The following is an 11,253-nucleotide window of genomic DNA, read 5'->3' as shown; positions in this document are numbered from 1 at the left end:
CGCCTCCTTTTACTTGGAGCCCCGAGGATACAATGTTCCCGGGGCTCTTTTTTTGTGCCTGCCCTTTTTCCAAGTCTCCTCTCTGTAAAGTCTCCTCTCCGTAAGTTTCCTTCCTGTACCCTGCAGGAAACCGTGTTTCTGTCAACTCTTATTGGGAGCTGTCATCCTCTTTTCATCCATTTACAAAGAAAAAGGCATTCCTGCCCATGTTGCCTTCCCTGTAACTTGCATCCTATCCCTCTCGCATTCTGATGCAGAAAGCCTGGTTACTTGACGCAGATTGTAATGTGACTTGACGCAGATTGCAATGTAACTTGACGCAGATTACGGCATGATTTGCGTCAAGTTAGAAGCTGATATGGCACAGGTTGGAATGTGATGTGTTGCAAGTCGCGCGGTGGAGCATATGTTCTTTATCTCTGATGTGGTGATTTTGTCGTTCTTTTCGTTATAGATTAATTTGTGTTAAACTATTTGGTTCTTACTTTTTTTTACATATCTTTGTATCGAATTCCTATCTGATAATCTTATTTTAAAACCTAAGTTAAATACATCCAACTATCGTTTGACCATGTTTAAAAATACATCTATAACCAAATTATGGGTGAATTATCCCCCTCTCTTCAGTTTTGTCTAATGTTGATGATGCTGTGACTGATTAGTGGTTGTTCGGACAATAGATTGTTTTTTAAGCTGCAATGATGATGATTTTATAAACTGTTGATAGCCCAGAAAATACAATACGGCTATTCATTTATCAAGCCTAAGAAAATAACTAAAAATCTAATTGAATGGAAAAGGAAAGAACAACAAGAGGCTGTAAGTATTGTATCATATCAATCACAGCCTTGTTTGGTTTATCATTTTTGTTCCCAACGGTTGTAATGGGAAGTATTCCAAATATCACTACAACGGGAATTGTGCAGCAAAATAAGGTAAGTATAGCTGGTCGTGTTGTTGACAGCAATGGTGATCCTATTACCAATGCCACGGTTAGAGAGCTTGGTACTCATAACGGAACAATCACTGACCTCAATGGAGATTATAAATTGAGCGTCACGATTGGGGCTACACTCCAATTCTCTTCTATCGGTTATAAAACTTTGACTTACACAGTTAAAAAGTCGGGAGCGGTTAATTGCACATTGGAGGAAGATGCCTCTCTGCTTAATGAAATCGTAGCCATTGGTTATGGAAAGGCCAAGAAGGGTGATCTTTCTGCTGCTGTGGCTACTGTCGACAATGTAGACAAGTTGCAGAAACGTCCTGTAAGCAATGTTTCACAGATGCTGCAAGGACAGATTCCCGGTGTATCTGTAGTTGCTAATGGCGGTCATCCTGGTTCAGAGCCAACGATTACCATTCGCGGTATGGGCTCTCCAAACGGCGAAACTCCCCTGTATGTCGTTGATGGTGTACCCGGAGCACCTTTCAATATGAGTGATGTTGTCTCAATTACAGTATTGAAAGATGCTGCTTCTGCCGCCATTTATGGGGCCTATGCCGGTTCTGCAGGTGTCATTCTCGTTACGACCAAGCAGGCTACTGCGGGGAAACCTTCTGTTGAATATAATGGTGTGTTCGGTTTTTCCACGGCCCAGAATCTTCCCCAATCGCTCAGTTGGGAAGATGAAATGCGTGTCCGTGCATACTCTTATCAGCAGGCAGGAAGCACGCTTCCTGCAGGTTGGAACATCATCAGCAAGGATCCTGTGTATGGAAAGACAAATACTGACTGGATAAAACAGATTTTCCGAACGGCTGCTTTCAATCGTCATAACATAGCAATCTCTGGTGGAAATGAAGAGTTTTCCAACCGATTGTCGTTGGAAATCAATAATGCTGACGGTACACTCGTTAATACCTATAACCGACAAGTTACTGCGCGACTGAATTCAATGTGGAAGATTGCCAAGTTCCTCCGCATTCGTGAAGACCTAAGCTGGAAAGACAGAAAGGTTCACGACGTGAATACGACGAGTGCAGAGTCGGGAGTTATCCTTGCAGCCCTCATGTTTCCACGCAACACTTTCCCCTATGAAGGTAATGGTTATATGGGTACTGTGCCGAAAGCTTACGCCGAATATGCCAACATTCACGGTGATGCCATCAACCCGATGCGTATCCTTGAAGCTGCTTACGACAACAACCATGCTTCTACTTTCACTTCAACGACGTTCTTAGACATCGTGCAACCTATTACCGGTTTGAACTTCACTTCGCGGTTTACCTGGATGCAGACCAACTACATGCAGCGCTACTGGCGTCCTCAGCGTACGGAGATAGGAAAGCCTAACCTTACGAATGAGCTTTATTACAGCAACTATCGTGAGCCTCAATGGGATTGGGAGAACACGTTAACCTACGACCGTATATTCGGTAAGCACACCATGGGACTCATGGCTTCAACCACAGCATCACAGTACAGTTATAGATTTAATGACGCAACGATGCGTGGATTTGAAAACGAGATAAATTCAATGATGTATTTTGCGAATGGAACACAGGTCATCAATCCTAACGATAAATATTATAAAGACCGTAATGTGTCTTACGTTGCACGTGGTGCCTATAGCTTTGCCGACCGATATTTCGTAACAGCTTCATTGAGACGGGACTATGCGAGCCGTCTTCCTAAAGGCAAGAAATATGGAGATTTCCCCTCAGTAACCGCTGCATGGAAGCTCACTTCAGAGCCATGGTTCAAGAAAAGCAGTATACTGAATGTGCTGAAACTGCGTGCAAGCTGGGGTAAGATAGGCAACTTGGGGTCTATCGGCTATGGTTATGGCGTTGCAACACTGTCGACACGTTATCCGAACGACTCTCCCGATGTGGGCGGTCAGATAGGAATTGACAACCGTATCATGGCAGGTGTCTATCTTGCCAATGCCTTTAACCGCAACCTTACCTGGGAAACTTCTGAACAGACAGACTTTGGTGTTGATGCCGTTCTCTTCAATAATCATCTTCATCTGAGTATAGACTACTTCAATAAGAACACGAGAAACCTCATTAAAACACAGGATGTGAACTGGCCAACGACTATCGGTATATCGGCTCCGCTTATCAATGACGGCGAAGTGAACAACCGTGGCGTTGAGATTTCAGCCATGTGGAAAGACAAAATCGGCAGGAACGTCAGCTACTATGTAGGCGGTAATATCGCAACACTCCGCAACCGACTCACGAATATCGGTGCAGCCAACCCTGACGGAAGTAAACCTGTGTGGACATATGAAAGAACTTACCGTTATAAAGACCTCACGCCATACCGCAGTGCAGAGGGAAAGCCACTCTATTCTTATTATCTGCTTCGCACGGATGGTGTTTTCAAGACAGATGAAGAGGCTGCAGCTTACGTTAATGCCAATGGGAAGCGCCTGCAACCTAAAGCCAAGGCCGGTGACTTGAAGTTTGTTGATATAGACAATGACGGCGAGATTGGTGAGGGAGACTATGAGTTCCGCGGTAACGCTATGCCGAAGTTGACCTACGCTTTCAGTGCAGGCTTCAGCTATAAGAAGTTCTCTTTCGATTTCATGCTGCAGGGTTCGTACGGTGCAAAGCTCTTTAACGCCTACAAATATACTACACTCAATGAAGCCGTGGGAAGTTTCAACCGTTCTGATAAAATTCTTCAGGCGCTTGATGGGCCTACTTATGCTGTACCACGGATATCCATGACGGACGATAACGACAACTTCGGACGCATTTCAGACTGGTATCTTGAGAGTGGTTCCTATCTTCGGATGAAGAATATTTCCATCAGTTATTCATTTACAGACCTACTTAGAAAGATAGCCTTCTTCAACAGTCGACAGAGCACACTCGACCTTACACTGAGTTGTGATAACCTTTTCACAATCACTCCTTATACGGGCATTGATCCCGAAGTGGGCGGTGTCGGCTTCGACTGTGGACAGTATCCTGTTTCGAGGACTGTATCTTTAGCTGTTAAAATAAAATTCTAAAACTTCAAAAATCGAACTATTATGAAGATGAACAATATATGCTTAGCCATTCTTTTGGTTGCGGGAACCCTCACATCCTGCACCGGTGATTGGTTGGACACAGTGAAAGAAGGTACTCCCAATGAAGGAAACTTCTGGAAAAATGACGCTGATTACATCAAGGCTGTCACCACTTTGTATGATTGTTACAGCTATGAAGAGACTTGGGGACGTGATTTATACTATGAACAAGGCGGTGCTGACGATATTGTTTACGGCAGAAGCCGTGGTAACAGCCAGATGAATCTTGCAAAACTGAAGATGGATGGCTCATCGGAAGGCTCTATCAAATGGGTCTACAATCAAATGTATGAGACGATGTCGGCAGCTAACAACGTTATCTATCATGCGCTTCTTATCCCTGAAGCACAACGAAGTGCCATTCAAAAGCGTTCTTTGGGCGAAGCTTATTTTATGAGAGCTTTCACTCATTACATGATTGCTTATCGCTATGGACGGCCTGACAATGGCGTGCCATTCGTCAAATATGAAGACTTTACAGACTATGGAAAGCAGGTGAACGATATTCCAACCCAGCAAGCAACCGTCATGGACAACTACCGACTGATTGTTGAAGACTTTCAGAAGGCGGCTGACAATCTTGACTGGTTCAAGAACTATTCGACCGACAACTATGGCAGAGCCACGAAAGATGCGGCATTGGGTTACATGGTAAAAACCTATGCTTACTGGGCACAGCATGACAAGAGCCTATGGGCAAAGATACCTTCCATAGTCGATAAAATCCAGAATGAAGGAGAACGCGGTCTGCTTGACAGTTATGCCGATGTCTTCAAAGCTGAAAATGAATGGAGCAAGGAGTATATCTGGTCTATCAATTCTAAAGGAAGTAATTATGCCGGCAGTATCTTCCCTGGCATTTCTCTTGAGAACAAAGGGTGGGGAGTGTTCAACGGTTGGGGCTACATGAAGCCTACATTGGAACTTTATGCAGAGTACAACAATCTGGATCAGCGCCGTGATGCTACCTTATTACAATATGGTGACCCTTTCAAATATTTCGGAGAGAACTGGAAATGGTACTCAAGTTCTGACATAGAAGTAGGCTTCGCCTTTAAGAAATACATGGATCCCTTCTCTTATGGGAAGATATTGCGTGATGCCAATGGAAAGATTACAGGTTATGAGAACACTCACATCTCAACGAATGGAGACCGACCTACTACTGATCTCAATGTTCCGTTGATGCGTTTTTCAGAATTACTGCTGTTCAAGGCCGAGGCTTTGATTATGCAGGGACAGAATGCTGCAGCCGCAGAACCACTCAATCGGATTGCAATGCGTGCCCATGAAGGAGTTACCTATACCGCTCCCACAATGATGAACCTCATGCACGAACGCCGTTGTGAACTTGCTTTTGAGTGGACTGATAGATTGATGGACCTCAAACGATGGGCTGCCGGAGGTAATGCAGACTGGAATATTGATGCACTTGCGAAGATTAAAGGTGCAAAGCACGGTATCAAACATGTTGACCGCACAAATCCCAACTCCCCTGTTGATATGGTTAATGGCAAGACTCTCACCATAAACGGGAAGACCTATCAAGGCGTTATCGTTATCGGTGCGGGGCAAGGTGATGCCAAGGAGTATGAACCTGGCGGCACTTACAGCGTTTTGCCTTATGAAATCAATCAGGTAATCAAATCGAACGGCAAACTGAAACAGAACAAGGGGTATGCTTCTGACTTCTGATTGAGCAAGGAAAATGTTTCTGGAAATAAAGGAATGAGAACAAATATGCAGAGGATAATGTGTCAAAACATATTCTCTGCATACGCAAGTTTCCTATCCAGGGAGAACTGCTTCTAACGTTTTATAATTCAGACAGTTAAATATAATGACTCAAATTCCAATGCGATATGCCTCACTTCATGGCGTGAAATGACTTGAGTTACAGCATAATATGACTTGAGTTATAGCATGATTTGACTCAAATCATAATGTGTTGCAAATCAGATGGTTATAAGATATGTCTAAGAACGTCTATAAATTACAATCAATGATGCTCAGAAAAGGCTTTATTTTGGCCGCAATTCTGTTTCATACTTTATTTGTATATGCCCAAAGTGGCGCACTCCAAACCTTTACTTTAGATCGCCCTTACCCTGTAGAAAGGCTTCAGCCACCCAAGGGAAAGAAGGTAAGGAATGTCATCCTCATGATTGGTGACGGCATGAGTCTCATGCACATTCAGGCTGCATGGACGGTCAATCACGGGCATCTGTGGCTTGAGAACGCTCAGGCAACAGGTCTTTCCATGACTCCGGCGACCAATCGGCTTATCACTGACTCCGGTTCTGGTGGCACTTCATTGGCTACAGGCTACAAAACTGCTTATCATGCCGTAGGTGTAGACCCTGCAGGGAAATCGCTCAAATCACTCGTTGACTATGCAAAAGAAGCCGGAAAGAGTGCAGGTATAGCCGTTACTTGCCGCTTATGGGATGCCACTCCCTGTGATTTTATCAGCCATAATCTCGACAGAGATAAGGAACAAGACCTTGTTGCAGAGATGATAAACAGTCCGGTAGACTTCGTCTTTGGCGGTGGAGCAAAGTATTTTGAGAAGCGAGATGACAACAGAAATCTTTTCAAAGAACTGCAAAGAAAAGGCTATCATGTCTCACGTTCATTTGAAGATTTGCAGCAGAATGTCAAAAGTGGAAAAGTCTATTGTGTGCCCTTTGACGTTGATACGCCACTCCCTGATGAGCGAGGCGACCTTCTTGCACGTGCTTCTCTCAAAGGAATCAGTCTGTTAAATCAGAATAAAAAGGGCTTCTTCATGATGATAGAAGGGTCACAGTTAGATGATTACGGTCATTTTAATCAGCTTGATATGCTGATGAAAGAAACCTTAGACTTCGATCAAACCATTGGAAAAATCATGCAATGGGCAGCAAAAGATGGCCAAACACTCGTCGTTATCACTGCTGATCATGAAACAGGAGGGCTGACAGTGCATGGGGGAGACTTGAAAACTGGTACCGTTATTGCACATTTCTCAACGAAAGAGCACACGGGAACCATTGTCCCCATATATGCTTTTGGCCCTGGCTCAGAACAGTTCACAGGCTTCATGGACAATACAGAAGTATTCTGGAAAATCAAGAAACTACTGAAAATATAACCCTCAAACCGAAAAGATGCAAAGGAAAATCCTCAGTTTTATCAGTTCTTTCATCGTTATCACCGCAGCAGGACAAAATCTTATCCCGTCTGGTTCGCCATTATACAAGCTGCCATATAAAAACACTTATGTCATGGAAACGCTTGTTGCAGAGAATTCTTTCCGAACGGCTAAGCAGGTAAAGCATAAGCCCGGCACTTTCGAACAGGCTAAAAAGCTACTTCCTGTGCCTTATTGGGAAGGGCACTCTGCAGAGATTGACATGTATTGGAAGGCCTGGCAGCTGGGCATCAAGAATATCTGTCAGCCACTTGACGACTCTGGTTTCGTCACAAGTTACATCGCCCCGGCTTACAACGGCAATATCTTTATGTGGGATGATGCCTTTATCACGATGTTCTGTCGCTATGGACGCAATTTCTTTCCCTTTCAGAATACGCTCGATAACTTTTATGCCAAGCAGCATCCCGACGGCTTTATATGCAGAGAAATACGTGCAGATGGGAGCGACTGCTTTGGCCGTTACGACCCGACAAGCACAGGGCCGAACCTGCTTCCATGGTCGGAGTGGCTTTATTACACTCAGTTCGGAGATGACTCACGCCTTAATAAGGTCTTTCCCGTACTTGCTGCCTATTACAAATGGCTGAAATTGAACCGTACTTGGCGTAATGGCACCTACTGGAGCTGTGGTTGGGGAACGGGAATGGACAACATGCCACGTGTCCCCGAGGGCTATAACACCATCTACAGTAACGGGCATATGATATGGCTCGATGCCTGTCTGCAACAGATTATGGTAGCAAAGATACTTCTGAAAATGGGATTCTACTTGGAGCGTTGGCAGGAAATAGAAGAATTTGAAGATGATATCAGAAATCTTTCCGACTATATCAATAAGCATATGTGGAGCGAAAAGGAAGGTTTTCTCTATGATCAGTTTGCCAATGACAGCCTTAGTTCTACGCAAGGTATCTATGCTTATTGGGCATTGCACACTGATGTGCTTCCCAAAGACAGGCTCGACAAACTCGTAAGTCACCTCTCGGACACTGCCAAGTTCAACCGCCCTCACCGTGTTCCATCACTCTCTTACGATCATCCAAAATATAAAAGTAACGGCCGTTACTGGGTTGGGGGAGTATGGCCCGGTACGAATTATATGGTCATTTCCGGACTTGTGAACAAAGGTTATCGTCAATTGGCATGGGATATTGCAATGAACCATTACAATAATGTATTGGAAGTGTTCCGAAAAACGGGTACTTTCTGGGAATACTATGCCCCTGAAGATGCTGCTCCGGGCTTTATGGCGCGCAAGGATTTCGTGGGTTGGACTGGGCTTCCTCCTATTGCTGAATTGATAGAATATATCTTTGGCATTCGTGCAAACGTAGAAGACAGCAGGCTTACCATTGACGTTAATCTGACCGATGCCTATGGAGTCAGCCGTTATCCCTTTGGTCAGAGTGGTCTGATAGATATCAAGGTGGCAAAGAGAACATCGAAAGGTGAGAAGCCAAAAGTAACGGTTAAGACCAATACGCCTATGGAAATTACGCTCATGTGGGGTGACAGACAGCAGACTACTCATGTCAGGGCGGGAACGCATACGCTGTAAGAAAGCAACTGAAATCATCTTCTGGGTGCTTCACGGTTATAATTCAACAATACAATACTATCAATACGCTAAAAAAGAAACAATGAAAAAGAAAATCATCTGTCTGCTGTTGGCAGTCTTATGCGGTCTTCCTGTATTGGGAAAATGGAAAGCCAACCATGTCATTCTCATCGGACTTGACGGTTGGGGCGCCTACAGTGTGCCTAAGGCAACAAACATTCCAAACCTTCAGAGCCTGATGCAAGGGGGATGTTACACGTTGAAAAAACGCAGTGTGCTGCCTTCGGAGTCTGCCGTAAACTGGTACACGATGTTCTGTGGTGCCACCCCCGAAATGCACGGATACACCAACTGGAACTCCCGTGTACCCGAAATTCCGTCTATGGTGCTGAATGAACACGGGGTTTTCCCTACTGTTTTCTATGAATTGCACCGCCAATATCCCAAGGCCGTCATCGGTTGTCTTGCCGAGTGGGACGGCATACGCTATCTTGTTGATACGCTTTCTGTGAATTATGAAGCCGTAGCTTCCAACTATGAAAAAGACAGTGAGCAGCTCTGCCGCATGTCAGAAGCGTATATCAAGGCACAGAAACCTAATCTGCTGGCTGTCATCTTCGACCAGATTGACCATACAGGGCATGCCATCGGCCACGATACACCGGCCTATTATAAAACGCTGAGCCGTGTAGATGGGTATATCGGGAGAATTATTCAGGCGCTGAAAGATGCCGGTATATATGATGACTCCATTATCATCGTCACGTCCGACCATGGGGGAATAGGGAAAAAACACGGCGGGAAATTGCTGGTGGAACTCGAAATCCCCTTCATCATCTTTGGTAAAGACATCAAGAACACGGGAGAATTCAAGGAGACGATGATGCAGTTTGACACGGCTGCAACGATAGCTGATATCTTCTCACTGAAGATGCCACAGTGTTGGCGAGGCCAGTCTATGAAGCAAGTGTTCAAGAAGTGAAATGACATCAAGGCACGGTATCTTAAAAACAATAAGTCAGGAAAATAAAATGAAAAGGACTACAGTATTTATTATAGCACTATTATTCACATGCACGCTCATGGCGCAACCTTTATATGTAGGCTCATATAACATCCGTTATAATGTATCCGACGATATCGCTGAGGGAAATTCCTGGAAACAACGATGCCCGCATCTTTGTGATTTCATTAATTTCGAACAGCCTGTTATCTTCGGTGCGCAGGAAGTGTTGGCAGATCAACTCCATGATCTTCTGCAGGGCTTGGATAATTATGGGTATATTGGTGTTGGTCGGGAGGATGGCAAGGAAGCCGGAGAATACGCGGCAATCTTTTATAAGAAAGACCTTCTGAAGCTGTTGGACAGTGGTTATTTCTGGCTCTCTGAAACTCCGGAGAAGCCGTCAACAGGCTGGGATGCTGCGTGTATCCGTATTTGTACGTGGGGGAAATTCCAAGACAAGGCTTCGAAAAAGACGTTTTATTTCTTCAACACGCATATGGATCATGTCGGAGCCGTGGCACGGAGAGAAAGCGCTCGCCTTATCATTCAGCGCATGAAAGAACTCACAGGAGGGAAACACACCATACTTACCGGTGATTTCAATGCCAATCAGACCGATGAAAGCTATAAGATGTTTTCAGAGTCAGGCTTTCTGCGCGACTGCTATGTCAATGCACACCAGCGCATGGCGCCTGCCGGGACTTGGAATGATTATATGCAGGACTGTCCGGGTGTGGCACGCATAGATCACATCTTCGTCACCAAAGATTTTGATATAAATCACTATGGCATCTTTACAAACAGCTATTGGTTGGGTAAGACACGACGTAATATCTCTGACCATTATCCGGTTATGGTAAAACTTCAGATGAATTAAGGCACGCTTCACAATGTATGCAAATCATTCGTAAAACATGAAGCGGGGTTTAAGAATCTGTTTAAGTTTCGATAGGCGGCGGAGGCAAAAAGCTGAAAGAAAAGATTGTCCGAGACCTCGGATGAGCAGAAAATTGGGAAAAATGGCTTTCCGAGGCCTCGGATGAGTGGAAAACGGGAAAAAATGGCTTTCCGAGGGCTCGGATGAGTGGAAAATGGAAAAAATGGCTTTCCGAGACCTCGGATGAGTGGAAAACGCCGAAAAATGGCTTTCCGAGGCCTCGGATGAGTCGAAAATTGAAAAAAATGTGTTTTCAACCCCTCGGAGAGCCAAAAAATGCAGAAAAACGCTCGTCGTCGGCTGACGAAACGCAGAAATCGCGAGAAAACGCTCATCGTCGGTCGACGAAACGCAAAAAACGCTGAAAAATGCCCGTCGTCGGCCGACGAAACGCTGAAAACGTGAGAAAGTGCCCGTCGTCGGCCGACGAAATGCAGAAAATGCTGAAAAACAGTCTTTCGTACCCCTTCGACGAGCAGAAAACACTGAAAACCGCGTTTCGTAGGGGTACAATCAATAAAA

Annotated in this window: 6 protein-coding genes; all 6 read left to right on the top strand. The window is 44.8% G+C overall.

Annotated elements, in window-relative coordinates:
• The first annotated feature begins 791 nt into the window (after positions 1-791).
• The 6 genes from HMPREF2983_RS09155 (at position 792) to HMPREF2983_RS09130 (ending at position 10,671) form a co-directional block, all read left to right on the top strand.
• A complete protein-coding gene (locus tag HMPREF2983_RS09155; RefSeq protein WP_246829390.1) occupies positions 792-3,974 on the top strand; it encodes a SusC/RagA family TonB-linked outer membrane protein in 3,183 nt (1,060 codons plus the stop codon).
• Positions 3,975-3,995: 21 nt separating this feature from the next.
• The gene (locus HMPREF2983_RS09150) at positions 3,996-5,729 is read left to right on the top strand and encodes a RagB/SusD family nutrient uptake outer membrane protein (RefSeq protein ID WP_070667829.1); all 1,734 of its coding nucleotides are present in this window, start codon (positions 3,996-3,998) and stop codon (positions 5,727-5,729) included.
• A gap of 307 nt (positions 5,730-6,036) precedes the next feature.
• Positions 6,037-7,167, top strand: a complete 1,131-nt coding sequence (locus HMPREF2983_RS09145) for an alkaline phosphatase (RefSeq protein ID WP_070667828.1) — start codon at positions 6,037-6,039, stop codon at positions 7,165-7,167.
• Between the two features lie 16 nt (positions 7,168-7,183).
• Positions 7,184-8,788 (top strand): MGH1-like glycoside hydrolase domain-containing protein, encoded by a 1,605-nt coding sequence (locus HMPREF2983_RS09140; protein ID WP_070667827.1) that lies wholly within the window; start codon positions 7,184-7,186, stop codon positions 8,786-8,788.
• A gap of 82 nt (positions 8,789-8,870) precedes the next feature.
• Positions 8,871-9,770 (top strand): alkaline phosphatase family protein, encoded by a 900-nt coding sequence (locus tag HMPREF2983_RS09135; protein WP_070667833.1) that lies wholly within the window; start codon positions 8,871-8,873, stop codon positions 9,768-9,770.
• A 49-nt stretch (positions 9,771-9,819) separates the two neighbouring features.
• The gene (locus tag HMPREF2983_RS09130; protein ID WP_246829389.1) at positions 9,820-10,671 is read left to right on the top strand and encodes an endonuclease/exonuclease/phosphatase family protein; all 852 of its coding nucleotides are present in this window, start codon (positions 9,820-9,822) and stop codon (positions 10,669-10,671) included.
• Positions 10,672-11,253: the final 582 nt, after the last annotated feature.

The organism is Prevotella sp. HMSC077E09 (assembly GCF_001814685.1).
GTDB lineage: Bacteria > Bacteroidota > Bacteroidia > Bacteroidales > Bacteroidaceae > Prevotella > Prevotella oris.
The sequence above is the reverse complement of the archived record's forward strand: the minus strand, read 5'-3'. Positions and strand labels throughout refer to the sequence as shown.

Coding starts and splice junctions, on each gene's coding strand:
- HMPREF2983_RS09155 (WP_246829390.1), top strand. CDS start 792: ATGGAAAAGGAAAGAACAACAAGAGGCTGTAAGTATTGTATCATATCA.
- HMPREF2983_RS09150 (WP_070667829.1), top strand. CDS start 3,996: ATGAAGATGAACAATATATGCTTAGCCATTCTTTTGGTTGCGGGAACC.
- HMPREF2983_RS09145 (WP_070667828.1), top strand. CDS start 6,037: ATGATGCTCAGAAAAGGCTTTATTTTGGCCGCAATTCTGTTTCATACT.
- HMPREF2983_RS09140 (WP_070667827.1), top strand. CDS start 7,184: ATGCAAAGGAAAATCCTCAGTTTTATCAGTTCTTTCATCGTTATCACC.
- HMPREF2983_RS09135 (WP_070667833.1), top strand. CDS start 8,871: ATGAAAAAGAAAATCATCTGTCTGCTGTTGGCAGTCTTATGCGGTCTT.
- HMPREF2983_RS09130 (WP_246829389.1), top strand. CDS start 9,820: ATGAAAAGGACTACAGTATTTATTATAGCACTATTATTCACATGCACG.